This window comes from Sphingobium sp. SCG-1, assembly GCF_002953135.1.
Taxonomy (GTDB): domain Bacteria; phylum Pseudomonadota; class Alphaproteobacteria; order Sphingomonadales; family Sphingomonadaceae; genus Sphingobium.
In genome coordinates, this window is record NZ_CP026372.1 from 1,946,100 (window position 1) to 1,970,862 (window position 24,763).

Below are 24,763 nucleotides of genomic sequence, written 5' to 3' on the forward strand. Positions count from 1 at the left end.
CATTATGCGCGACGCCGCGGCAAGTAGAAGTAGCCCAGCCAGCCCGCAAGTGCCGCTATGCCAATGCCATACCGCATGGCATCCGATTGGATCGTCTGGCGTCCGATTCCTTCGAGCAGGCCCGCAACCAAAAGCATGCAAACGACGCCTGCAACGGCAATTGCGGCGCTTCGGCCGGCGTCCACCGCCGCCTCTGTCCGCGCCGCGCGTCCGGGGAATGCAACCGCCATGCCGATGCGAATACCCGCTGCACCCGATAGCATGATCGCAAACAGTTCGGTGGACCCGTGGATCGCGAGCCAGCCTGCAAAGCCGAAGCCCAAACCCTTTTGCGCAAACACGGCGAGCATCGCCCCCAGCATCAAGCCATTATACACCAGCAGCAGCACCGTAGGCACCGCAAACGCGAAACCCAAAGCGAAGGCAAAGATCGCGATCTGGCTATTGTGCGTGAACAGATACACCGCGAACGTCGCCAGCATCCCGCTTTCCTGCTTGCCATAAATTGTAGCCCGCAGCGTCTCGACGCTGGCCGAAGGATCGCGGCCGCCCGCTATCGCGTTGGGAATGATGCTGTAGAACCAGGAGGAGTCACTGGCGACGAGCCAATAGCCCGCCACTGCTCCAGCCACGGTCAGCAGGAAGCACGCCACTGTCTCCCGCCAGAGAGCCTGCACCGCTATTGGCCAGCCACGAGCAAAAAACTGTCTGATCTGCCGAACCGCAGATGTCGGTACGCCGTAAATCTGGAAGTAGGCACGCGTACACAACTGCTCGAGATAAGTGACGAGCGCCCGGTCCAGCGAGGTTTCCCGCGCAACGGAAAGGGACGACAACGCAGACCGGTACAATAACGGTAGCGCCAAGATATCCTCGTCGGTCAATGACCGGACAGATCGCTTCTCCATCCGTGTCAGCAGAAGGTCTAGTCCCTCCCAGTCCGATTGGTGCGCCGCGCGAAAGCGGCTTGCGTTCACAAGCGGGCCGCTGTCGGTCTGGGTCACCTCCACGATCGCAGTCACAGGAGGTTCCTTCGCTTCAAATCGACATAGCCCTGCACGAGCCGGTCGGCGACGCGATCATGCTCGCTTTCGATCACATGCGCGCCGAGGTGACGCAGGCGCGTTAGCACCATCAATCGGTCGCGCAGCAGCGCTGCTGCTGTCACAGAGCGTGTGACATCATCGGATGTCTGCGGTGCGGCGCCCAGGATCGCTTCCAGTTCCTCGTCGCGCAGGACGACCACCAGCAACAGGTGTTTTTCCACCAGCCGAGCGGCGGCCCGCGCCATGAATTCGGCGGACGTGAGGTCGGTAAATTCGGTGAACAGCACGATCATTGATCGGCGCGTCAACCGAGCGGCAAGACTGCTCAGCGCGAAGCTGTAATTGGTCTCTTCGCTGCTATAGTCGATCCGCGCGGCCAGACGCTGCAGCTCGCTGAATGCGCCTGCGCTGGAGACAAGGCCGCTGGCAATGCGCGGCCGGGAATCAAAGGCGTGTAGCGACACGCGGTCGCAGAGTTTCAGGGCGACCCAAGCCGTCAGCAGCATGGCTGAAACCACGCGATCGAGCCGAGTCAGTCCCGCAATCGGTTCCGACATCTGCCGCCCGCAATCCACAGCGAAAACGATCTGATTATTGCGCTCAGTTCGATATTCCTTGGCGTGCAATTTAACGTGGCGCGCCGACTGCTTCCAGTCAATAGCGCGCCGGTCCATGCCAGATCGAAACTCAACTAGAGCATCAAAGTCCGTGCCGTCACCGCGAGCGACTTGCGTCATCAATCCCTGAAGGGCGTTCCGCTGAAATATCTGCGCACCGCGCTCATGCACCGGACGGACATCGGGCAGAATGGCGATGGCGGTGTCCAGCGATAGCTCGCGCTGCTTCCACGCCAGTCCCAGCGACCCACGCCACCGTAACCAGAGATGATCGACTCGTGCCGTACCGCGTCGCACAGCCTTCAACGGGACGATGGCTGCGCCTTTACCCTGCACAAGCTCCAGCCAGAGCAGATCGTCTTCCCCTTGCTCGATCAATGCGCCCGTCTGGAGCGCGAACTGCAAGCGTGCGGGAGCCGCCCCTGCTAATGCGACAATTAGCACGGCATCGACGGTTGCGCCGACGCTGGTATGGCGAGGGGCTTCCACATGCGCCGCGACTTGTCCCGGCTTTGCGCCGCGCATTCCGTCCACCAAGGTCAGCACCAACACGGCAACTGGCCATGCAAGCGCCGCATACCACCTGCCGGGGACGAGCATCGCAACCAGCAGCGTCACTGGCACACCGGCGGCGGCGGTCAGTATCGCGGTTCGAGTGGGATAGATCACCGCCCGATGCTCAGCCAAGTCGGCTCATCGTGGAGCCTCTATGGTTTCGATGATGGCCGTGACCACATCTTCGATCATGCGGCCGTCGATCTCTGCGGCGGGCGACAGGATTAGGCGATGGCGGAGCAATGCCGGGGCCAGCGCCTTCACATCATCGGGAATCACGAAATCGCGCCCGTCGAGCGCGGCACGCGCACGGGCGGCACCCGCCAGCATTGCGCCTGCGCGTGGCGAAGCGCCGCTTTGCAGATCGGCCACGACGCGCGTCGCGCGGATGAGCGCGGTGATGTAGTCGATCACCTCGTCGACCAGCGTCACGTTAGCAACCGCCGCCACGGCCTGCCCGATCCGCGTTGCATCGGCAACGGCCGTCACGCCCCAGCTTGCGGGGTCCATGGTGCGCCTATGTGAGCCGTGCGTCGCGATGATCCGGCGTTCTTCGGCAGCGTCGGGATATCCTACGGTCTGCTTGAAAAGGAATCGGTCGAGTTGCGCTTCGGGCAGTGGATAGACGCCCTGTTGCTCGATAGGATTCTGCGTTGCGACAACCATGAAACGATCGCCGAGGGACAGGCTTTCACCGTCGATAGTGACGGTGCGCTCCTGCATCGCCTCCAGCAAAGCCGCCTGCGTCTTGGGCGGTGTGCGGTTGATCTCGTCCGCCAGCAACAGCTCCGTAAAGATCGGGCCGCGGGTCAAAGTGAAGTTGCTCGTCTGGAAATTGAACAGATTGGCCCCGATGATATCTCCGGGCATCAGGTCAGGCGTGAACTGGATACGACCGAAATCGAGACCCACGGCGCGCGCGAAACTCTGCGCGAGCAAAGTCTTGGCAGTACCTGGTGGACCTTCCAGCAGGATGTGCCCGCCGCAGAACAGGGCGACGAGCATTAACTCTACGGTTGGTTCCTGCCCGACAACCGCGCGGCCCACTTCCTGCCTGATGCCGGACGCGAGCGCCCGGACGTCTTCTACGATCACCTGATTTTCTCCTTTTGCCACGCATGCAGCGCCCGCGCTGCGTCGAGCAGGCTTTGCCGGTCGTTGGCCGCTTTCGCCGCCCCTGCAAGATCGGTAAATTTGTGCGTACCCTTCGGCCCATCCAGATATGCGTCCAGAGCGCTATCGGGCAGCCGCGCCGGTGCGCCGAATGCAGTGGCGGCCCGCTCGCGGATCACGGCGGCATAGCGCCCGCCCATGCGCGCCTCTCGCCCCGCCTTGCGGATAAGCGCAGCGCTGTTGTCCACAAGAGCGGCCTTCCCGAAGGCGATAGCACGCTGGCGCGGACGGATCGGCCCAAAGCGCCCGAAAGCATGCACGCCTGCCAGCAGTAGCGCTGCGGTAATGGCCAGCGTCATAGCCAGAAAAGGCGGCTCGAAGAGTAGCTTCAGGGGGCTTTGCGAATGCCCGAAGCCATTCATGGATACGTCAAAAGCTATGCCGCTCGGCGGGTTGCTGTTCATCCAGTCGAGTAACGCGAGCGCCGACGCGGCGTTCATCACGTCTCTCATACCCATGTTGGACAGGATGTCGGGATCGGCAAGAACGTATAGCGGCCCGTCGCCCAATTGTGCGAGCACGGTGCCGCCCTGTCCATCGGTAATCAACGGATGCAATATCCGGGTCGTACCGTCTTCATTCTGGTTCGCCTCCATAGCCGTTATTACCTGAAGCGGTCGTGGCGATTTGAACCGGATTGTGGAAGGAATGGTAGATGTTATGAGAGGCACGCCCCTGCTACGGTGCCGCCGCATCGCAAAGCGATAGCCGGGCGACAGAACGCCGATCGGCTCGAACAACGGGATAAGGCCGGAGCGTCGAACCCAACCTGAATGGCCGGGGTCGGGTGCTGTTTGCCATTTGGGCAGTACGAAAAGCGTCGGTTTCGCTTCCCGACCATGCAACGCAGTGCTGATGTTCGTAGCGCCGCCTTCGGGCGTTATGACGAGCAGATCTTCGGTATTGAACAGATGCGGATCACGAACGATGCGCGAACTACGGCCGGTGGCATGTGCCAAAGTCACCAGCCCGCTATACCCGGTCGCGGCATCGGACAGGGCATGCGCGCCGCCGTGGCGGCCTGACCTTAGGTCCGGCGCATAGGCACCGAGCAACAATAGACCAATGAAAGTCAGAATGCCGAGCGCCAGCAAAAGCGCTACCGTACGCCCCCGGAACAGGCCATCGCCTGCGGTGTCTCCTGCGACATCGTTCATCCTGCCCAACTCCGTGGTTGGGCAAAGTTCGTGTACGCGGACCGGCAGAGTGCCCATTCATCGGCATTGACCGGACGCTCACCGAACAGGCTGCGTTCGACCACGGTGGCGATTTCTGCAAACAAGCGGCGGGGTGCAGACGGGATAGCCTCGATTGCAGCAAGCTCGCGGCTGGTAAGCGCAGGCCGCACGATCTGCGGGCGACGCCGAGCGAGATCCTCAACGCTCCTCATAAGCAGATGATGCACTGCGTCGGCGAAACGCCCCTGCGCCGCAAGAGCATCCGCCTCCTTCAGCCAAGCGCGCGCCGGAGCCGCTTTCGGACTCCATGTGTCGTCAGCGCCAATTTGTGCAGCGGTCGCGAATCGTCGCCGGGGCAGGCGAGGCAGTTGCCAGACGCCGTGCCGGACCCGATCGTAGATCGTCCAGAGCAGCAGTACGGCGGCGGCGGCAATTAGCGACCACAGAATGATCTTCGCATAGGGCGCGTCCGGCATGAAGCTGCTGATCCACCAGAAGAACCGGCCGACCGGGGCAAGCACATGTTCCATCCACTCACCGAACGCCTTGAGCCATGCAGGCGTAGGCGGTGGCCCGGCGGCGGGCACCATGCTGAACTGCAGTTCGCCATCGGCACGCAACGCGCGATGCGCCGCGATCAGCCGTTCATCGGTCGCTGTACTGACGCCACCCATGTCTTAAAGCCCCCGCATGTACCCGACATACCTTAATCACTATCCAGTGCAATCAATTCAGCAGGTGACATTCGCGCGAAAATAAGACAGCAATTGCGGCGGGGATGAATAGGGGGAGAGTATATATGGCGACCACCGCAGGCTGGACCGAGGAACGCTCGTTCTCGATCGGCAAGATATTGCGCCGCGCTTTCGGCGTAATGGGCGATAACCCCGTTCCCGTATTCGGCATCGCTTTTTTCTTCGGCGCGTTGCCGCAGCAGCTATATACCTACTTGGTTAACCCGGCGATGCTCGCGGCCAATCCGAACAATGCGGTGCCCGGGATCATCTTGTCGATTGGATCATCCGTCGTATTCCTGATGTTCGGAATGTTGGTGCAGGGTGCTATTGTACGTGCGACGGCAGCCTATGCAAATGGATCGCGCGCAACATTCGGGGAAAGCGTTGGGACCGGGCTGTCTATGGCATTGCCGCTAATCGGCCTGACCATTCTGCTGATCCTCGGCCTGATGCTCGGCTTTATTCTTCTCGTGATCCCCGGCATCATGCTCTACATCATGTGGTCCGTAGCAGCGCCAGCGTTGGTCGTCGAAGAAACCGGCGTGTTTGCCGCGTTCGGGCGGAGCCGCTTCCTCACCAAAGGCGCGCGCTGGAAGATATTCGGGCTCCAGATCCTATTGGTGGTCGTGTTCATGCTGCTCTCGTCAGTGGTCGGCGTGATGATGGTCGCGAGCGGCGGCTTGCAAAACTTGGCCGCGCAGATGGCCGATGGCCAACTGCCCGTGAGTTATATTATAGCTGCAGTCATAAGCGGCACTTTGATGACGGCGTTCTGGAGCGCGACGCAGACCAGCCTCTACATTTCCCTACGTGAGTGGAAGGAAGGTCCGCAGGCCGAAGCACTGGCCAACGTGTTCGCCTGATAGGCTAAGCTACAAGCTTTGGATCATGGATCGCCTGCCTCTCGGCTCAATCGCTACGTCCTGTTGCTCCGTTCGCAAAGCTTGCCAGTCTCGTAGGCGAGCAATGGGGGGCCTTAGTGTTTCCGCGTATTGGTGTTGATGGTGGCTATGGTCACGCTGTACCCAGCCGCCTCCGCGCAACCCAACGCAACGCCTAACAAGTCAGGACGCCGTATCCGGCGCGACAACCGGTCGACGTTTAGTGTCAGTCGAAGAATCTACTTAGCAGACGGGCCGCTGCTGGCTAAACCATACCTACGGGCGCGTTATAGGGTAAAAGATATAACGATAGATTGATCGGCTTACCAAATGTACATTTTCGCTCTTCTGAGCCGGAAAGCAGACTGTCGCAAATCCACCCACCTCTGCGCTTTGGGAGGGGTGAAGGTCGCGGGAGTCTCGAAGATGCTGCCGGTCCGGTTTACGTTCGCACCAAATCCGACGTCATAAGGGCGCTAACGGGTGGGGAGCGGAACGTCCGGTATTGGGCTGAGCATCGGAGATAGCTGCCGCTGAATGGCTTCCCGCTTGCGATAATGCGGGGTAGGAAAGGCGATGGATAATCTACAACGAGCCAGCGTATCTTTGTTGATCGACGAGGATGATCTCGTCCCATCAGAAATTACAGCCCTGTTGGGTGCAGAGCCACGCTTGGGGGTTGCGAAAGGCGAGAAATTTCTTGGTAGCCACGGAAAATGTACCGAAGCGAGCACTGGAAAGTGGCAGCTTGGTGGTGACTGGAACACTCCTGTCGATCTCAATGACCAAATATCAACGCTGTTAGCAAGGCTGACGGATGACCTCGAAGTATGGAAATATCTTACTGCGCGCTACCACTGCTACATGAGTGTTGGCGGATATTTCGTTGATTGGACCGGCGGGATCACGTTGGCTCCTCAGACCTTAGGCGCACTATCGGCGCGCGGGCTTGCCATAGATTTTGACCTCTATGCCCACACTGCCTCCGAATAATTTCCCGAAGTCCGCTTTTGGCATCAAGGCTAGATAAGCAGAGCGACCAAAATTGGTCGATGGGAGAAGCGATCGTCGTCTCCCACGCTGTTCAGCCCTTGGGAGTAACCCAGACCTCGACTGGCGCCACGAATTTTCCCGGCGCAGGCTTGCCCACATGGACGCGATCGGCGGCGACCAGCTCACCAGTTTCCAAATTGAAGCTGGCCCATGGTTTGGGCATACGACCAAAGGTCATCTTCTGAATGGGCTGGCCGGTGGCGGAATTCATGATGGTTGCGACGATGCTCATAGACGTGCCAAAATGGGTCGAATTCTACGATAGTTATGCCTCAGTGAGGGCTTCCATTACCGCATCGATATCGCCCTTCACGACGATGTAATTTCCCTTTTCGAAATTCACCGCGCTGGCTTATTTCCGCCTCTATATCGCCGGACGAAACTTACACGATCCGCATTGATGGCGACCAGATCGCCATCGGGCGTTTCGAATTTGACGTAGCCGTTCATGGCAACCTACGCCTGAGAGGCGGTAGCATCAGGAGCAACGCCCTTTTTCGCTGTGTGCTTCGCAAGTAGTCTGTCCAGTTCCGCTATACGGAGGCGCTGTGGCGTGCCTTTGGCAAGACCTTTCAGTCTGCACTCTGCCCAAAGGCTCCGGCGCTCTGACTCCAATGTTTTGCGGTATAGATCAGCCATGCGTTCTCCAAGTCACGGATAGATGTTTCGCGTCGGTTCAATGGGCTACCTTAGCAGATCATCCGCTGGTGCGGCCATAGTCGGGCTTCGACTCATCCGCAGAAAAGTCTATTGTCGGCGATAGCGAGGGAAAAGGAGAAACAATGGCCGCATCAATTTCGATGGACGAGCAACGTGAGCACTTTGCTTATTGCGTTCAACTGTTTGGGGGCACCACCGCCTTCTCGCGGCGCCTTGGCATCGACGAGCGGGCCGTACGCCGTTTTATCAATGGTGAGCGGCCTCTTGGTGCTGGACTTCTGGAAGACACCGCGAAGGCGCTACGCCTGCTTATCGCTGATGCGACCACGGCGGAAGCGCAAATTACCGGCACACTGACTGCTGCCGATCCGTCTTAATGTGATCCATCAGACGCATACGGTTAGCTTGCGAGTGCAGACCGTCCGCACCCAGGATCGAAAACTGGCGGCTGGACGGCCGATAAGGGTCGCTACTCCGGGGAACATACAGCGCGTAGACATGCGCGGAGCCAACGATGGGTTGGATCTGCATCCAGCCGTGGGTGCCAGACCATCGATACGGTAAAGCCCGTCGTGGTAACCGGCACCGGAAAGCTGAACATGCCATCTCGAAGCGCCGCCGTGTGCAATTCGGGTACGGTCGCGATCAGGTCTGAATTTCTTGCGATGGCCAAGGCGGTCGCAAATCCGCCCACGGAACTTCCAACCCGCCGTGAGTATCCGTCTGGCAGGAAGGGCCGTTCCACGGCGTCTTCATCCAAGCCAGTGCGAGAGACGACGATATGTAGTGCAGCCGCGTAGCTCCTGGCGGTAAGGGCCTTGCCAGCAAGCGGATGCGCCGCCCTGACCACACCGATCAATCTGTCCCTGAACAGGGCTTGGGCGCGCAGTTCAGGTCCCATCATTGGCTCGACGACAGCCGTCTCCAGGACGATACGTCCGTTACGGAGCGGAGCACTGTCCTTGTCGGGTTTCTGAAGGAAATTGAGGCGAAGCCCTGGAGCTTCGGCACTGACGCGCGCCAACAGGCGGGGTCCAAAATTCTCGACGAAGCCATCTGCGGTACGTAGGGTGAATGTGCGCGTTATCGTCGACAGGTCGAGCGCCTCTGCAGGTCTCAACAGGGCCTGGCTGTCCTGAACGAGCGCACCGACACGTTCGCGTAGTTCCTGCGCGCGCGGGGTGGGGACGAGGCCGCGACCTGCCCGTACCAGAAGCGGGTCTCCCGTCGCATCCCGCAAGCGCGACAACGTACGGCTCATCGCCGACGGGCTCAGGCGCAGGCGCCTCGCAGCCCTTGCGACGCTTCCTTCTTCCAGCAGCACGTCCAGGGCGACGAGGAGGTTCAGGTCAGGTGTCTGCATCACCCGATACTGGCATGAGGTGGCGTTGTACGCACGAACAAGTTGCAAATACTGCGTCTTCCGCCTGTCTCCGCGGCCCCGTAAATTCCTGTTGGACAGTCGGGATCGAGCGAACTCTACCGACAGGAGGAAGAAATGGCGAAAACTATGCTGGTCTCGGCGATGGCGGCGATCAGTGCTCAATGGGGCCCACTGACCACCGAGCAGGTTGCGGCGGCCCGGGTCCAGATGGAAGCACTGGCGGCAGCTTCGCCGGATGAACCGTGGCTCGCGGATTTGCACCGAGACCAGCCAGCCAGCCGCGAACTCTATCGCGATCCCATCCACGGCTTCGTCCTTCTGGCCCATTTCGAACCGGCAGCGCTTTATCGCCCGCCTCACGACCATGGGCGAAGCTGGGTTATCTACGCTGTCCAGCAAGGCGAGAGCGAGATGGGTACATATGGCCGCGCGGCGAGTCCGGCTGGTGAGGCACGGCTCGTAAAGCGCAATAAGACACTCGTGAAGCCAGGTGAGGCGCAGGTCTATCTGCCCGGCGACATTCACGATACGCTGTGCGTGGCAGGGCCGACGCTGCTCTTCCGCTTTACGGAGCGCGATCTCAAGGCCGAGGATTTGGTCGCGCACCAGATCACACGCTATGTGCAGCGCGACGGCTTCTGGTGCGAACCGTGACCGCGTTGCCGCTCGCTGCGAGTGCTGGCGACGCCACCGGTGGGTGGGACGGCTGCGGGATCGTCGCTGTGCTGGGAGCCATGGCGCTTGCCGTGCTCGACGCCGCCATCGCGAATGTCGCGCTGCCGACGATCGGACGCTCTCTGGCGGTCACGCCTGCCATGGCGATACGCGTCGTGACCGCTTACCAACTGGGCGTGGTCATCATGCTGTTGCCGGCTGCCGCACTGGGCGAAAGCATAGGTCTCCGTCGTGTCTTCACCGCAGGCGTCGTGCTCTTCACCGGCGCATCTCTCCTTTGCACATTTGCCCCGTCCCTGACGTGGCTGGTAGCGGCACGGTTCCTTCAGGGAATAGGCGGCGCAGCTATCATGGCATTGGGCATCGCTTTGCTGCGGTTCATTGTCCCGCCGCATCAGCTGGGCACCGCGATCGGCTGGAACGCGCTTGTCGTAGCCCTTTCGTCGGCCGCTGGTCCGATGATCGGGGCAGCCATAATTACTGTAGGATCATGGCCTTGGCTATTTGTCATCAACCTGCCAACTGGAGCCTTGGTGCTGTTAGCCACACGCACAGTGCCCGCCTTGGAGGGGACGGGTCGCTCGCTAAATCTTGGAAGCGTTGTGCTGAATACTGCCACTTTCGCTCTGCTTATGATCGGTGCGGAATATGCAGCCTCCCGACCGATAGTGACCGCCACAATGTTCGCCGGAGCATTGTCGACCGGTGCGATGCTTTTTGGCCGAGAGGGCCATTCTGAGGCACCCTTGCTCCCGGTCGATCTGCTGCGGATGTCATCATTTCGTGTTTCGGTCATCGCTTCCATATTGTGCTTCGCGGGACAGACCGCCGCCTTGGTCGCCCTCCCATTCCATCTCCAGCATGCGTTCGGACTTTCACCTCTGATGACAGCGCTATACCTGTTGCCATGGCCGCTCACCGTCACATTGGCGGGTCCGCTCGCGGGGAGGTTGGCCAATCATGCATCTACTGCCTGGCTGTGCTTCATCGGTGGCCTCCTGCTCGCGTCCGGTTTGGGCGCAACAGCCATGGTCCCGGGATATTACCAGCCCGCGGCGATTGGTCTTTGCATGATGATCTGCGGATTGGGCTTCGGCCTGTTCAATGTGCCCAACAACCGCAATATGTTCATGTCCGCACCGATCGAGCGCAGCGGCGCGGCGGGCGGCATGCAGGGCGTCGCCAGGCTAACCGGTCAGATAGCAGGCGCGCTCCAGATGACATTCTTGTTTGCATTCGCATCGCTCGCTGTTGCGCCGCGTATAGGTTTGGCCATCGGCGCACTGATGACACTGGCATCAGGGGCGACGAGCATTTTGCGGCTGCAACCAGTTGAATGAAGGTCTGCTTCCAGGAAGCTAGTTGTGGAAGCTGAATGTCTTAGAAGGTCGTGTGCGACTGATCCCCACCATATATTTTCCGTTATGTCTTCACTTATTCAGATCCCAAACCCACGGTCCATGCGTGCCGTTGATTACTTTATCCGGTTGAAGATTATCGTAACAACCAGCATTTTGACCCACCGACTACAGGGTGGAGTATGATTTGCCACGAGTTTCACGCCGCTTCGGGGTGAAACCCTTTGTCGGATGTCTCTTGTCGGCGCCACCGGCCCGAATCAGAAATGGCGGCTTAGCGACAGGCGCCAGTTTCGCGGCTGACCAGGCGTGATCCGGTCGAGGCAGCAGGAATCAGGGAAATAGCGCTCGCCCAGGAGATTATTGACATTCAACTGAACACTCCAGTCGCCAATCGTGTAAGACAGGCCTGCGTCCACAAGGATGTAGGAGGCGAGCCGATATAAGACCGCGTCCGGCACCGCTCCGTTGCGACTGCTGTTGTACACGAAGCCGAGGTTTGCGCCCAGGTTGGCCAGTGGTCCCGAAGGTACGACATAGCGGCCATAAAGACTGACATTGTGGCGGGGAATATTCTGCAGTTCCGTACCAGCCGGAATAGTTTCATCATCCAACACCTTCGCCCTGATATAGGCATAAGCCAAGTTGATCGTCGCGCCGGGCGCTGGATGCCATCGGCCTTCCACCTCGACGCCACGGCTGCGCTGCTTGCCGGTTACGCGGGAGAAATTGGGAAACGCCGGGTCGCTGGTCAGCACATTCGAGCGCTTCAGATCATAAACAGAGATCATTCCGCTCAGCGTGCCGCCATCGGGCGCGAACTTGATACCGCCTTCGATGTTCCGGCCCCGCTCGGGCGGAGCCTGGCCGATGACGCTGGGCGCACCGTTCGTGTCGGTGGCCAGGACGATTTGCGATCCGAATTGGGGCGTGAAGGACTTCGCCCAAGTCGCGTAGAAAGCCAGGTGGGGCACGACTTCATAGGTCGCGCCGACGCGGGGGCTGAACGCAGTCTGCAACTCACCGTTGGACTTGGCGCGATCCCATCGTCCACTGAGCGTGACGATCAGGCGATCGGTCAGAGTGACATGATCCTGAAGATACAAGCCGCGTTGATTGTTCCTGGTGTCTCCGGAATAGGGCGCGGGCGTCGGCACGAGCGGCGCGCCATAATCCGGCGTCAATATGTCGAGCGGGAAGTGCGAGGCGTCGAAATCGCCGTCGCCGTGATAGCGTTCGCGGTTCTGGCGATAGTCGATACCCCCCAATATGGTGTGGCGAATGGCGCCGATCGCGAATTTCCCCGTCGCGCGCGTATCGACAGCGAAATCCTTGTTAGTGGAGCTATAGGGGCCGTAATAATAGCGACCCAGCGTCCGACCCTGCTGGACGCCGTCCACGACATCATCGTCAAGGAAGCTGCCGGCGAACATCCAGCGATCCCAGTAGGCCGTGCGATGCGTATAGCGCAAAGTCTGGCTGATCCCGAAAGCATCGCTGAACCGGTGGTCGAACATCGCACTGATCGACTTGCGAGTCTGGTTGTAGACTGGCTTCTGGTCACCGCCATTGTTGATCGAGAAATCGATCGGCACCGGGCCAAAGGCGCTGGGCAACACCGTGCCCCAGGCACTCAAAGGGGAAAAGGGATTGTCGCGATCGCGCTGATAGACCCCCAGCAAGGTCAGGTTGGTATTGGGCGCTATCTGCCATTTGATCGAAGGAGAGGCATAGATGCGGTTCTGCCCCGAATTGCGAACGAATGAGCCAGCGTCGCGATACACGACATTTAGCCGCGCCAAGAGTGTGCCGTCATCGGTCAGCAGCGTATTGGCATCCAGAACGCCCTCGACCAGATCATAGGAACCGGTCGAAAGCGTCAGGTCCATGAAGGCGTCCGCCTGCGGCCGCTTGCTGACGAGATTTACGATGCCGCCCAGTGGCGCGGAACCAAAGAGGGCAGAGGCCGGCCCCTTGACGGCTTCCACCTGTTGCAGCCCGGACAACTCGTTGTTGCTGCCGACCCCGGCCTCGCTCAGAATGCCGTCGAGATAGATGCTGCCATAGGCCGCATCATAGCCGCGAATCGTGTAGGCGTCGAAAAAGCCGTAGGTGCTACTGCGCGATACGCCCGCGACGGTGCGCAGCGCATCCGCAAGGCGCGTGACGCCGCGCTCCTTGAGCGTATCGGCACTCACGACGGAAATGGCCTGTGGCGTTTCGATCAAGGGCACGTCCGACTTCGCAGCATTGGTCTCGCCCAAATGGATGCCTGTCACAACGATCTGATCCGACTCAACGTCATTCGCCGCCGGTTCTCCAGCGTGTGCGGCTAAGGGGGCCAAGCAGGCCAAGGTCATCCAGCTTGCCGACAGGTACCAATTCATCATCACTCTGCTCCCCAATTGCTGGCGAGCCCTTAGTGATATTAAGTTGCAATAGCAATATTGTATCTCTCATCGTCATGATGAGGCCGTGCGAGGGAAGCTGACGCCAGCGTCACGCTCTAGCTTCACAGCATAAATTGAAAAATCGGTGCGGGAACGTAGTATAAGGGTCGGCTGCTTGCCTAAGCTCGTCTCGATGCGTCCGGCGAGTGGACGTGCTCGCGCTGGATTCCAAGGCCGAGCAGCCATGCCGGGAGAGCCTGAAGCGCAGGTATTGCCTGAAGCAGTTGGATCACCGCCGGTGCGCGCGGCTTGTCGTTGCGCATGGCCGAGCCAATGACGTTGCGGTGGATTGCGCGCTGCACAGCCTGGATGGTGCGGACTGCCAGCATCCGCCGGGTGCGGATCCGGTGGAGCAGCGGATCAGGGTCGCCGCCAGCAGCGAGTTCGGTGGCGAGGATATTCGCTGCAGCGACTGCGTCCTGGATTGCAAGGTTAATGCCCACTCCCCCGACTGGCGACATTGCGTGCGCGGCATCGCCAATCGCGAGGAGGCCCGGCCGGTGCCAACGGAGCAATCGATCGAGTGAGACAGTGAGGAGCTTTACATCGCCCCAGTCGGCGATGGCTCCGATATTCGCCGAAAGCGACGGAACTGGCGCAGCCACATCGTCCCGGAAGCGTTCGATCCCAGCGGCGCGTACCCTGTCCGCCGCGCCTTTCTCGATCACGCGTGCACACTGGAAGTAGTCACCCCGGTCGATAGTAACGATCATCTCGCCCCGGTTGATATAACCTTGGGTACGGTTGTCTGCCGTCCGCGCCTTGGGCACGCGGAACCAGAGCACGTCGATAGGCGCGCCAAGGTCCTGCAGTGGCAATGCGGCCGCCGCACGCATGCGGGAACTGCGACCGTCGGCGGCGATGACCAGCCTTGCCTCCAGCGCTTCACCATTTGCAAGCCTAACACCCTCGATTCGTTTCGTGCCCTCTATAAGGCCGACCGCTTCGGCTTCCATGCGCAGGGTGAAGGAGGGGAACCGCCGCGCGGCATCCGCCACGAAGTTGAGGAAATGCCACTGTGGCATCATCGCAATGAAAGGCGCCCGGCCCGGAAGGTAGCTGAAGTCGGCTATCCGGTATTCGCGGCCCCCGATTACAGCGCCAACCGCGGATATCTTGTCATGCTCGCGGGCAAGCAGTGCCTCGAGAAGGCCGAGCTCGTCGAACAGGTTCAACGTCGATGGGTGAACGGTGTCGCCGCGAAAATCTCGCAGGAAGTCGGCATGCTTCTCCAGCACGAGGGTTTGCACGCCCGCGCGGGCGAACAGTAGGCCAGCCATCATTCCAGCGGGGCCGCCGCCGATGATCACAACAGGAGATCGGGTTCGATCACTCATGCACGCAACCTACGCCTTGTCTCCGGTGATCGCAAAGTGGCAGTTCCGGGGGAAGTGACCCAGAAGCTGCCGGTCCGCACCTTGGAAGCTAAAAGTAGCCTCTGAGTGGCTTGGATGGGTCGACCGCGACGCGATGCATATGTCTGCCATCCTGACTATCGATGCTGCAAACCTTACATTTCCTATCGGTTAATTTCGCATCGGCAGAGTTGTTAATTGGGCAGGTTATTGCCGCGCGTTTCTAGCTCTATGAACGACTGACGCAATAACTCCCCCAAGCCTCCATCAGTTTGACGCGGGCACCTGGCTGATTTTCTGTGCCTAGATATGTCGTGCGGCGGTAGGCCGCCTGCACAGCGTCAGGTGTCTTGTGAGCCAGAGCAGCCTCGACAACGGCATCGGCAAAGCCTTCATTTGCTGCCCAGTCCGTAAAGCTCGAACGAAAACCGTGAACGTGAAATGGCTCGCTCATGTCTCGCAGAACCTTCAGCAGAGTCATGTCTGACATCGGATTGCCAGCCACGCCGGGGAAAACGACATCTGTATCCGGAAGTTGCAGCGCACGCGCTTTCGTGAGCACCGCCAAAGCCGCGTTGGAGAGTGGAACCACATGCGCCTTACCCCGCTTCATATGATCGGCAGGAATCGCCCAGTGGTGCCCATCGAGATCAAACTCCGCCCATGTCGCAAGGCGCACCTCCTGGCTACGCACGCCGGTAAGTATTAGAAATTCTAATGCCAGCCGTCCGAAGGAAGGTTTGCGCCGCAAAGCGGTGATGAAGCCGGGCACTGCAATATATGGCATGGACTTGCGATTCTCTCGCGACTTCACCTGCCGGGGTAAGCCGCGTCCGGCTTTCAAGCTTCCATTTCCCGATGGGGCTTCGCGGGAGCGCCAGCCCTTGGCGTGTGCGTAGTCCAGCACCGCGCAGATCCGGTTGCGTACCTGGCGCGCGGTTTCGGGGATTTCCTGCCAGATCGGGGTCAGGACTTCGATTATATCGGCAGTTGTGATGCTGCCCGTCGGTATGTTGCCTAGCTTGGGAAAGACATAGTTCTGCAAGCTCGCGAGCCATTGGCGGGTGTAGACGTCGCTCTTCCAGCCTGCCTCGTTCTCGGAATGGTATTGGAGCGCCACTTCCTTTAACGTCACTCTTGCTGCGGCTTCATCCTTCTTCTCAACGAGCACATCACGCTTCTCGACCTTGACAGCCTTGCGCAACTGGTTGGCCTTCTCGCGCGCCTCAGCCAGCGTCACGAGCTTCGCGCTGCCGATCCCGATGTCCCTTCGCTCGCCATCCTGCTGGACTCGAAGCAGCCATGATGCAGCACCGTTCTTCCCCACTTTCAGGAAAAGACCGTCACCATCCTGATAGGTGCCCGGATTCTTCGAAGCGGCCTTCACCGCTACCGCCGTTAGCTTACCCATTTCCTTCCCCACATTCCTAAGACCGTTCCGGAAAACTCAAGTGTGGGGAACTGCCTTCCCTTCCCCACACATCGGATGAGGGTGGATCGCGATGGTTGTGTGGGGACGGAACATGGACAATATGTCGCAGAAATCCATGGGTTTCCATGGATTTTTAGGGATGCCGGTGAATAGGAAAATGGTGGCAGGGCTTGTATCGAACTCCTCATCTAGAAGATTGATTTTACTTATTACTTTATGAGGACGGTGTTTGTGCCCCACATTCCCCCCCACAGTTCTCGTAGAGCAAGACGTTCTCAATGTGGAGGAGGGCCATAATCTGTTGGAACATTTGTGTGCAACATTGGCCGATTGCGGGATTTCGGCTTACCAACGGGTAGGCACGCATAGCTGCCCATCCATAGCACGTGACGCCAGGCCGAGATATCTGCCCAGCCGATTTCGACAATTGTTGATTACTCGACGCATAATCCCAGGTTTCGTGAATAGGATACAGATTGGCGGACGAAGAAACGAACTTATCATACCCTGTCAGGCTGTTGGCCCCGAACCTCTGCCTCGATGTCATAAAGCCGGCGGATGCGCTGCAACTCGGAGGTGACGGCGTCGGCTTCGCCGGAAGGGTGTCGAATATTCGCGCCGTAAAACAGTCTCTCTATGGATTACTGAATTGATTGAGGCTAAGACGACGAAGGGCTCGCTCATAACAACCCTCTAAAAAGAGGCGTCGATCACACCATTAACAGGGGGTAACGATGTCTAGGTTTGTTCTCAAAAGTACGGCGGCAATTTGTTTGTTTGTTTCTTCGGCAATCAGTTATCCAGCTTATGCCGGATGGTTGAAAAATGCCATCCCCAGCAACGTCCTAAAGAAAATTGAAAGCACATCTATTAAGACAAAAAGTTCTACCGAAATAGAAAACGTTATCAAAGGACTTCCTGAAAATCAGAGAAACATTGTTCGAAGTGTTTTTCGAGCAGATCCAAGAATCATTGGTGGTTTCATAATAGATTATGAAAAAGTTCCATGGCAAGTTGCGCTGATTAGAGGATACTTGCCCGAGCCGAATAGATATGCATTTTGCGGCGGATCGCTTATTGCTGCAGATTTAATCTTAACGGCTGCTCATTGTGTAAAAAACGATATCGTACGTGGCGACCCTAAGCGTCTTGCGGCAGTTGCCGGAACCGGATTCTACGGAACGGGTGGTGAACGGATTAACGTATCCGAAATATATTCCCACCCGCAATACGATAATCAGACGAAGGAGAATGATGTTGCCATTCTGAAGCTTGCATCGCCCAGCAAGCTAGGAAAGCCGGTCGTTCTTTCTGACGCTATGCCCCCCTTCGGCGCCAGCGCTTTAGTTTCTGGCTGGGGAGTTACAGAAAGCGGCATGATGTCGCCAGATTTGCTAGCCGTCCGTGTCCCCTTAGTAAGCTCGGAGGCATGCATGGAAACTCAGAGCTATCAAGGAGCAATCAAGGATTCCATGCTGTGCGCGGGAGAGCGCGATGGTGGACTAGACTCCTGCCAAGGCGATAGCGGTGGCCCTCTCACTGTAGGTGATGGCGCACAAGCTCGCCTGATCGGCGTCGTAAGTTGGGGAGAGGGGTGCGCGCAGCGATTGAAGTACGGCGTGTACGCCAACGTCCCAAAGCTCCGGAGCTGGATTAATACTTTCATCCCAGTACAGGTGGCAATGACAGTAAATCAGAAGTGAATGCGTTCTTATTATGCAGATCATTCGCAGAAGGACGACAATTATGCCATCATTTATTAGAATTGGCGTTTATCTAATTGCATTAACACTGTGCAATATTACAACTGCACACGCGGAAGATGATAATACAGAATTGGCCAAAGAGACCGCTCGGATTGCTGCTGAGACGGCGCTGATTAACGCTCAGGCAGCTCAGAGAAATGCAGAAGCCGCACTTGTTAAAGCGAAGGTTGATGCCTGGGGGCTCCCCAGCTATTCAGGGGAAACCGAACTAGGAAGTGGTGCTGGCGTGATAGAGGCTACGATCCTCGCTACCGCCGCAGCGAACGCTGCGGGTAGATATATTGCAGCGACGGCACCACAGCTTACCGGCGGGAAGATAGGTTACCTTGTCTTGGCCGGCGACGAAGGAGTGAATTTTTCACAACTAGCTATCATTCGAGTTCAACTTGACGGGTTACGAGTGGCGTTTCAGAATGCTGGGGTGCCAGATCCAGACCTTGCCGGGACTTCGCGGCTGGCACCAGGAATGGCGATTGCGGCGGTGTCGGCAGTTTCAGGCCTTTTTCGCGCTGAAACATCCGTTACCGGTGTAGAAATCAACGGCATTTCAGATCGAACCTTGGCTACGGCGACAAGCGGTGCGCTGAGTTCGTCCTTTCTAGCTTCGGCACCAACAATCCCACGCGATGAAGCATTTGTATCAGGCAAACTTTGGATGGACCAAGCAGTGCTCCAGCGTATTGATACACTTTCAGGAATGCGCCAACAGGCCATCGATTTGCGGAAAACGTTAGGAGAGAAGCCAGTAGGGGCAAATGCAGCGAAGGCAACTCAACTCGACTCTGTCGTAGCAAGGTTTGATAGTGCTATGTCTAAATTCCTCTCGCCAGATGATAAGGGAACGATTCCCGCAGCTGAAGCGGCAAGGGTTGAACGGCTAGGAAGCAGAATTGGATCAATATTACGGGTTTATGTTGATAAAGCGGGAGGAAGTATAGTAAATACGAAAAACATTTCCACAATATTCGGAGTGGATCCTGTAAAGATTAGTGGAGGATTGATTGCGAGTTACATTTACACTGATCCAAATGACGGATCTGTAAAGAAATCTGGTGTCCTAGTTTGTCGCACGACTCTCACTGCCTTGAGGCATATTCAAGAAAGTGGAAGAAAGGCCACAAATAAAACAGCCAAGTCTGTATCCGTTGCATGTAGCGAAAGCCTATAAAAATTGAAGATATGGCGTTCGCGCGAAGTTGAGATCTTTACCGCCAGCGACGCATCTGATTATGGGCGCAGTGCTCACCGCTAGAAAAACGCACTGCGGTGCCCAACGGGAGAGGCATGGTTCGTCACGCAATTAGTCATCGCGGCTAGGTACTGTTTGGGATACCCAAAAAGGAATTTTGCGATATCGGTGTCATATACCGATTGGCAGGACTCAAAACGTATATCCTAAACCATACCATCCAAAAGGACCGGCTGCAGGTGGAATGACCGCTCTTGGGAATGCCTCCGGCTCTATCGAACGGCAAGAACTGGCGCATTGCCGACCCGACGGTCTACTGGAGCCGAATGGCAGGTCCCAGCGCAAACCGCCGTTCAGCGAGAGAGCCGGGAATGACCTGAACTGGTCGACACCGCCGGAAACCGGACGGTCAGGACTTGGGGAACAAAGATTTATCGCTGAGCGGCCTATTTGGGTCGGAAGGACCATGGCGAAGGTTTTGTGACCGCTGATTCTTTGGATGGTCGGTAAATCAATGCTCGCCTTCACCAGCATTGTAATACCATCGAAGAGCGAAAGAAGATTCGCAAGGACATCGTAGCGACGAACCGGGTCGAGATCGAACAGCGTAATCTTGAGGCGAACAATCAGTCGTTGGAGATCGCTCAAGCTGCCGAACAGGCGCGATTGACGCAGGAGCAAACGCTTGCCGCTCGGCGTGCGGAGCAGGCGACGGCTATTGCCACGGCCGAAGCGGAACAGACCCGCCTCGCTGAAATCGCACGCATCACAGCGGAGCAGGCACAGAGGGTCGCGAAGACCGAAGCGGACAAGGTGATCCAAACGGCCACGGTCGTTCTCCGACATAGGTCGATCAACGGAGCGGAGAGAAGGGAACAGTAGACTGCTATAGCTGGCGTCTTGTTCGATCGAACCAAGTATGTCGACAACTTGGGGGGAGAGGGGGATCACATGTGCGCGGCGCATCTTGGTCTTGTGTGACCGGATGGTGCAGATTGCCCTCTCAAAATCGAAGTCTGCCCATTCGGCATGTCTCAGCTCGCCAGGACGAACGAAAACGTGCGGCAGCAGGCGAAGCGCAACTTTGGTGTTGGCGTGGCCCTCGAACGTGTCGATTGCCCGCAGCAGGGCGCCAGCTTCTGACGGTGCGGTGATGGCTGGGCGGTGTACCGTCTTAGGAGCAATCAGGGCACCGCAGAGGTCTGACCCCACGTCGCGCTCAGCGCGCGCAGTCGCTATAGCGTAGCGAAAGATCTGGCTGCAGGTGCTGCGCAAGCGTTTGGCCGTTTCGTAGCGGCCCTTGCTCTCCATTTTCCGCAGCATGACTAGCACTTCCTGTGCAGAGATCGAAGCTATCGGGCGTTTGCCCACAGAAGCATTGATGAAGTCCAGTAGCCAGCGAAGCTTCTTCATCGTGACAGCGGAACGGCCCTCCCGTTCCATCTTGATCAGCCACTCGTCTGCCACAGCCTTGAAACTGTTAGACGCAGCGACGGTGGCGGCAATGCGCTCGAGTTTCATCTGCTCGGCCGGATCGTCGCCACGCGCCAGCACCTTGCGTGCCGAGGTCCGTTGCTCACGTGCTTCGGCCAATCCCGTCTCGGGCCACACACCGAAGGACAGCGTCTTCCTGCTTGCCAAGGTGCCGGTAGTTCATTCGCCAGTACCGCTGGCCTGAAGGCTTCACCAGCAGGTAAAGTCCGTCCGCGTCCGTGAGCTTGTACTCCTTGTCGCGCGGCCTAGCGGCTTTGATGGCGACGGCCGAAAGGGGCATGATGGTATTTCCCGATCAGGGAGCGAAAAGCACCATCAGAAATACCATCAACTCGCTGGTATGCAGTGGTATCTAGCCGCTCGTGACGAGACCATCATAGCAAAGAAAGCCTCAGGAAAATAGCGATTTCCGGGCTTTTCTGGCACCTGGTGAGACTTGAAATTGGTGACCCCAACGGGAATCGAACCCGTGTTTCAGCCGTGAAAGGGCCGCGTCCTAACCGCTAGACGATGGGGCCAATGGGCGGCCGGAGTGCGGCGGCGCCAGAAGCGAAGGCGGCATTAGGGTTTTCACTTTGGACGGTCAACCCCAAAACCCAAGATAATGATGTCGCTCGTGACGCGCGCCTCAATCGCACCATGCGGCGTCTTCGAGATGAAGTTCTGCGGAAGAGCCGCCGTTCCAATCGTCGATCTTGGCGCGCCCTGCGAGCCACAGCCTGCGGTCACGCGGCGCGCCCAGAATGGCGCGGCCAAGATCGCTTTCCGCTTGGCGAAAGGCGACCGTCTTGATCGATTTTCCGTCGTCGCCGGAGACGATGGCACGTAGGTGGTTGGTGCCGACGATATCAGCCTTGATTACCCGGACGGGGCCGGTAGCGATCCGTGGTGCGGGCCAGCCTGTGCCATAAGGACCACCCTGATCGACCGCGGCGACGAATTCCGGGTTGACCGCGCGCGGGCTCAGCACGGCATCGATCAGGAGCGACGTGGCGCCCATCGCGCGCGCCACGTCTTCCGATAGCCGCGCATCGAGGAAATCGGCCAGAGCATCCAGCCCACCTTTAGCCAGGGTGAGGCCAGCAGCCATGGCATGACCGCCGCCGGCCACCAGCAAACCACTATCTTTCGCGGCCAGCACGGCAGCGCCCAGATCGACGCCACTGATCGAGCGGCCTGACCCTTTTCCCACGCCATGCTCGTCCAACGCGATCACGATGGCGGGGCGCCCCAGCTTTTCCTTGAGGCGTCCCGCGACGATGCCGATGACGCCGGGGTGCCAGCCATCGCCCGCGATCACGGCGACGGCGCGGTTGTGCTGGGTGGCGGATAGCGCTTCCGCTTGGGCCTGCACGTTCCCCTCGATGGCGCGGCGTTCTTCGTTCAGGCGGTCGAGTTCCGTCGCGATCTCCCGTGCTTCCTCGGGATCCTCTGTCGTTAGCAACCTGACCCCCAGGTCGGATTTTCCCACACGCCCGCCCGCATTGATGCGCGGACCCAACGCGAAGCCGAGGTCATGACACAACGGCACGCGTTTCAGGCGGCTGGCCTCCAGCAGGGCGGTCAGGCCGATGTTGCGGCCCTGCGCCATGACCTTCAGACCCTGCGCCACGAATGCCCGGTTGAGGCCGCGCAATTGCGCCACGTCCGCGACGGTACCCAGCGCTACGATGTCGAGAAGCTCGATCAGCTTCGGTTCCTGCCGCGTCGCGAACCATCCCCGCGCTCTCAAAGCGCGGATCAATGCCGCACCAAGCAGGAAGGCCACACCCACGGCGGCGAGGTGACCGAAGGCCGACCCGACTACGCTTTCATCAAGGCGGTTAGGATTGACGAGCGAATGGGCGAGGGGGAGGGCGCTCGCGCATTTGTGATGGTCGACGACGATGACATCGACGCCCGCTTCGCGCGCCATTGCCAGCGCTTCAAAGGCCTGCGCGCCGCAGTCCACCGTGACGATCAGCGAAGAGCCTTCCTTGGCGAGGCGAACCAGTGCTTCGCCCGACGGGCCATAGCCTTCCATCAGCCGGTCGGGGATATAGGCGCGGGCTGTCAGCCCAAGGTCGCGCAGGAGCCGGATCAGCAGCGCCGCACTGGTCGCGCCGTCCACATCATAGTCGCCGAAAATGGTGACGTTCTCGCCGCTCTGCACAGCATCCGCCAGCCGATCAGCCGCACGATCCATATCCTGAAATTGACTCGGATCGGGCATGAACGCGCGGATGGTCGGCGTGCGATGCATTTCCACGTCTTCGCGGGCGCAGCCGCGCGTCATCAGCAATTGCGTGACGAGATCGTCCGGTCGAAAATCACCCTCCCGGCCATCCGCGCTCGTGCCCCGCCAGTGCCAGGGCTGGCCGAGAATGGAACGCGTAATGTTGAGGGCAGGGGTGATCATCGCCTCGCTCTAGCCGCTGCGCTCCGGCAGCGGAAGAGCGCAAGCGCCTATTCGCGTTCGGGGACAGGCACGTTGAAGCCGTTCAGCGTCGTCGACACCATGCAATATAGACCCACCAGATAGATGAGTTCGTTCGCGCCATGTTGCCCGAACAGCGAAACCGCTTGTCGGTAGCAAGGCTCTGGCAATACACCGCCATTCACCAGCGCGAACGCCACGTCATAGGCACAGCCTTCGCTTTCGCTGAGGTCATTCGGCCGGCATCCTGCCACCAGCGTCGACAGGCGTGCATCGCTCATCCCGTCCTTCTCTGCGACGGCGATATGTGCGTAAACTTCATAGGCAGCATCGAAGTGCGCGCCCACCACCAGAATCGCGATTTGCCGCTCGCTGTCAGGTAATGTGGCCTGCGCCGTCATCACCTTTGTCAGGTTCCACACCGCCGCGCCGATCTGTGGTTCATGCAACCACGCGTTCCAAGGGCCGATCAGCGACCCGTCTTCCGTAATCGTCTTGAACGCGTTGAAGTTGGAGGCGATGCCCTGCTTCATGTCCGCATAGAGCGGCTTCTGTTCCGCCGTAAGCTCAGATGTTGGTATAAGGGGCAAGCGCATTGGCGGAACTCCGTGGAAAGGTGTGGCTGCGTAACGGTTCTGCCCAGTCGATGTTGCGCCATGATGGCGGATGTCCGAAATTTAATGTTTTAGGCATCAACTTCACTGTCGCCTTCGGATAAACAGGCCATAGCCGCATCGGCTTGACCATCCCGGGACTCCGACGTATAGGGCGCCCCTGTTCGATGGCCTTCGGCGTGAGATTCGCTTCTCCTGCTGTCATCCACGGGCGGAAATACAGAGCTGAACATTGCCGGATGCTCTTGCGGCTCCAGGGGTCTTAACGACCGCCGGGGCCATTGTCGTTGGAGACAGCAACAACATGCATGAGGCAGGTCGGCAGAGTAACTTTGAAAAGGTGAAGGGCTTCATGCCAACGATTAACCAGTTGGTCCGCAAGGGCCGCGATCCGCAGAAGGCCAAGTCCAAGGTCCCTGCGATGGATGCGAACCCGCAAAAGCGCGGCGTTTGCACACGCGTCTACACGACGACTCCAAAGAAGCCGAACTCGGCTCTGCGTAAGGTTGCCAAGGTTCGCCTCGTCAACCAGCGTGAAGTCATCACGTACATCCCCGGTGAAGGTCACAACCTTCAGGAGCACAGCGTTGTGCTGATCCGCGGTGGTCGTGTGCGAGATCTTCCCGGTGTGCGTTACCATGTCCTTCGCGGCGTACTCGATACGCAGGGCGTCAAGGATCGTAAGCAGAGCCGTTCGAAGTACGGCGCGAAGCGTCCTAAGTAAGGGAGA

At 58.8% G+C, this 24,763-nt stretch carries 21 protein-coding genes, 1 tRNA gene and 2 pseudogenes; 9 read left to right on the forward strand and 15 right to left on the reverse strand.

All coding sequences use genetic code 11. The annotated features are described in order from the left end of the window. Positions 1–2: 2 nt before the first annotated feature. The 5 genes from C1T17_RS08915 to C1T17_RS08935 are packed head-to-tail and all read right to left on the reverse strand — an operon-like array spanning position 3 to position 5,243. Complete coding sequence (locus tag C1T17_RS08915) at positions 3–1,022, reverse strand: stage II sporulation protein M (protein WP_104953144.1); 1,020 nt, start codon at positions 1,020–1,022, stop codon at positions 3–5. Beyond that, positions 1,019–2,332 (reverse strand): DUF58 domain-containing protein, encoded by a 1,314-nt coding sequence (locus C1T17_RS08920; protein ID WP_104953145.1) that lies wholly within the window; start codon positions 2,330–2,332, stop codon positions 1,019–1,021. Before C1T17_RS08920 ends, C1T17_RS08915 begins: the two co-directional genes overlap by 4 nt. A gap of 24 nt (positions 2,333–2,356) precedes the next feature. Then, on the reverse strand, positions 2,357–3,313 hold the full coding sequence (locus C1T17_RS08925) for an AAA family ATPase (protein WP_104953146.1): 957 nt from the start codon (positions 3,311–3,313) through the stop codon (positions 2,357–2,359). Next, entirely contained in the window at positions 3,310–4,548 is a 1,239-nt protein-coding gene (locus C1T17_RS08930; RefSeq protein WP_104953147.1) for a DUF4350 domain-containing protein, read from the reverse strand. Before C1T17_RS08930 ends, C1T17_RS08925 begins: the two co-directional genes overlap by 4 nt. Beyond that, entirely contained in the window at positions 4,545–5,243 is a 699-nt protein-coding gene (locus C1T17_RS08935) for a DUF4129 domain-containing protein (RefSeq protein ID WP_104953148.1), read from the reverse strand. Before C1T17_RS08935 ends, C1T17_RS08930 begins: the two co-directional genes overlap by 4 nt. Before the next feature lie 125 nt (positions 5,244–5,368). On the opposite strand from C1T17_RS08935, the gene C1T17_RS08940 reads away from it, so the two are divergent. Together C1T17_RS08940 and C1T17_RS08945 are read left to right on the forward strand one after the other, a co-directional pair. Next, complete coding sequence (locus C1T17_RS08940) at positions 5,369–6,169, forward strand: hypothetical protein (RefSeq protein ID WP_104953149.1); 801 nt, start codon at positions 5,369–5,371, stop codon at positions 6,167–6,169. 594 nt (positions 6,170–6,763) lie between these two features. After that, the gene (locus C1T17_RS08945) at positions 6,764–7,180 is read left to right on the forward strand and encodes a DUF4279 domain-containing protein (RefSeq protein WP_104952841.1); all 417 of its coding nucleotides are present in this window, start codon (positions 6,764–6,766) and stop codon (positions 7,178–7,180) included. A gap of 91 nt (positions 7,181–7,271) precedes the next feature. On the opposite strand, the gene C1T17_RS08950 is transcribed toward C1T17_RS08945, so the two are convergent. Then, positions 7,272–7,472: a hypothetical protein gene (locus C1T17_RS08950; RefSeq protein WP_104953150.1), complete on the reverse strand. Its 201-nt coding sequence runs from the start codon at positions 7,470–7,472 to the stop codon at positions 7,272–7,274. 550 nt (positions 7,473–8,022) lie between these two features. Here C1T17_RS08950 and C1T17_RS08965 point away from each other — a divergent pair. Continuing rightward, positions 8,023–8,277 (forward strand): hypothetical protein, encoded by a 255-nt coding sequence (locus tag C1T17_RS08965; RefSeq protein ID WP_104953152.1) that lies wholly within the window; start codon positions 8,023–8,025, stop codon positions 8,275–8,277. A gap of 92 nt (positions 8,278–8,369) precedes the next feature. On the opposite strand, the gene C1T17_RS08970 is transcribed toward C1T17_RS08965, so the two are convergent. Continuing rightward, positions 8,370–9,263 carry a LysR family transcriptional regulator gene (locus tag C1T17_RS08970; RefSeq protein WP_104953153.1) on the reverse strand — a complete coding sequence of 298 codons (894 nt, stop codon included), beginning with the start codon at positions 9,261–9,263 and terminating at the stop codon, positions 8,370–8,372. A 135-nt stretch (positions 9,264–9,398) separates the two neighbouring features. Between C1T17_RS08970 and C1T17_RS08975 the strand changes: the two genes are divergently transcribed. Further along, on the forward strand, positions 9,399–9,938 hold the full coding sequence (locus tag C1T17_RS08975; protein ID WP_104953154.1) for a hypothetical protein: 540 nt from the start codon (positions 9,399–9,401) through the stop codon (positions 9,936–9,938). Next, positions 9,926–11,299, forward strand: coding sequence for an MFS transporter (locus C1T17_RS08980; RefSeq protein ID WP_223262872.1), 1,374 nt, complete (start codon positions 9,926–9,928; stop codon positions 11,297–11,299). Before C1T17_RS08975 ends, C1T17_RS08980 begins: the two co-directional genes overlap by 13 nt. 278 nt (positions 11,300–11,577) lie before the next feature. On the opposite strand, the gene C1T17_RS08985 is transcribed toward C1T17_RS08980, so the two are convergent. The 3 genes from C1T17_RS08985 to C1T17_RS08995 all read right to left on the reverse strand — a co-directional run bounded on the left by C1T17_RS08985 (position 11,578) and on the right by C1T17_RS08995 (position 16,533). Beyond that, positions 11,578–13,707 carry a TonB-dependent siderophore receptor gene (locus C1T17_RS08985; protein ID WP_104953155.1) on the reverse strand — a complete coding sequence of 710 codons (2,130 nt, stop codon included), beginning with the start codon at positions 13,705–13,707 and terminating at the stop codon, positions 11,578–11,580. Positions 13,708–13,886: 179 nt separating this feature from the next. After that, the gene (locus C1T17_RS08990; RefSeq protein ID WP_104953156.1) at positions 13,887–15,104 is read right to left on the reverse strand and encodes an FAD-dependent oxidoreductase; all 1,218 of its coding nucleotides are present in this window, start codon (positions 15,102–15,104) and stop codon (positions 13,887–13,889) included. Positions 15,105–15,351: 247 nt separating this feature from the next. After that, positions 15,352–16,533, reverse strand: a complete 1,182-nt coding sequence (locus tag C1T17_RS08995; RefSeq protein ID WP_104953157.1) for a tyrosine-type recombinase/integrase — start codon at positions 16,531–16,533, stop codon at positions 15,352–15,354. Between the two features lie 755 nt (positions 16,534–17,288). On the opposite strand from C1T17_RS08995, the gene C1T17_RS09000 reads away from it, so the two are divergent. The 3 genes and pseudogenes from C1T17_RS09000 to C1T17_RS21985 form a co-directional block, all read left to right on the forward strand. Then, entirely contained in the window at positions 17,289–18,257 is a 969-nt protein-coding gene (locus C1T17_RS09000) for a serine protease (RefSeq protein ID WP_104953158.1), read from the forward strand. 43 nt (positions 18,258–18,300) lie between these two features. Continuing rightward, positions 18,301–19,488 carry a hypothetical protein gene (locus tag C1T17_RS21010; RefSeq protein WP_145958982.1) on the forward strand — a complete coding sequence of 396 codons (1,188 nt, stop codon included), beginning with the start codon at positions 18,301–18,303 and terminating at the stop codon, positions 19,486–19,488. Between the two features lie 561 nt (positions 19,489–20,049). After that, positions 20,050–20,343 (forward strand): annotated as a pseudogene (locus tag C1T17_RS21985) (flotillin family protein); the annotation flags it as partial. 57 nt (positions 20,344–20,400) lie between these two features. On the opposite strand, the pseudogene C1T17_RS21990 reads toward C1T17_RS21985, so the two are convergent. The 5 genes and pseudogenes from C1T17_RS21990 to C1T17_RS09025 all read right to left on the reverse strand — a co-directional run. Beyond that, positions 20,401–21,120: pseudogene (locus tag C1T17_RS21990) on the reverse strand (tyrosine-type recombinase/integrase); the annotation flags it as partial. Continuing rightward, positions 21,086–21,283, reverse strand: coding sequence for an Arm DNA-binding domain-containing protein (locus tag C1T17_RS21665; protein WP_223262874.1), 198 nt, complete (start codon positions 21,281–21,283; stop codon positions 21,086–21,088). The pseudogene C1T17_RS21990 and the gene C1T17_RS21665, both read right to left, overlap by 35 nt. Positions 21,284–21,446: 163 nt before the next feature. Then, positions 21,447–21,521 (reverse strand) — tRNA-Glu (locus C1T17_RS09015). Between the two features lie 110 nt (positions 21,522–21,631). Then, complete coding sequence (gene recJ / locus C1T17_RS09020; RefSeq protein ID WP_104955107.1) at positions 21,632–23,398, reverse strand: single-stranded-DNA-specific exonuclease RecJ; 1,767 nt, start codon at positions 23,396–23,398, stop codon at positions 21,632–21,634. A gap of 50 nt (positions 23,399–23,448) precedes the next feature. Next, positions 23,449–24,015, reverse strand: a complete 567-nt coding sequence (locus C1T17_RS09025) for a carboxymuconolactone decarboxylase family protein (RefSeq protein WP_104953159.1) — start codon at positions 24,013–24,015, stop codon at positions 23,449–23,451. A 370-nt stretch (positions 24,016–24,385) separates the two neighbouring features. On the opposite strand from C1T17_RS09025, the gene rpsL reads away from it, so the two are divergent. Next, entirely contained in the window at positions 24,386–24,757 is a 372-nt protein-coding gene (gene rpsL, locus C1T17_RS09030; RefSeq protein WP_007707915.1) for a 30S ribosomal protein S12, read from the forward strand. Positions 24,758–24,763 lie beyond the last annotated feature (6 nt).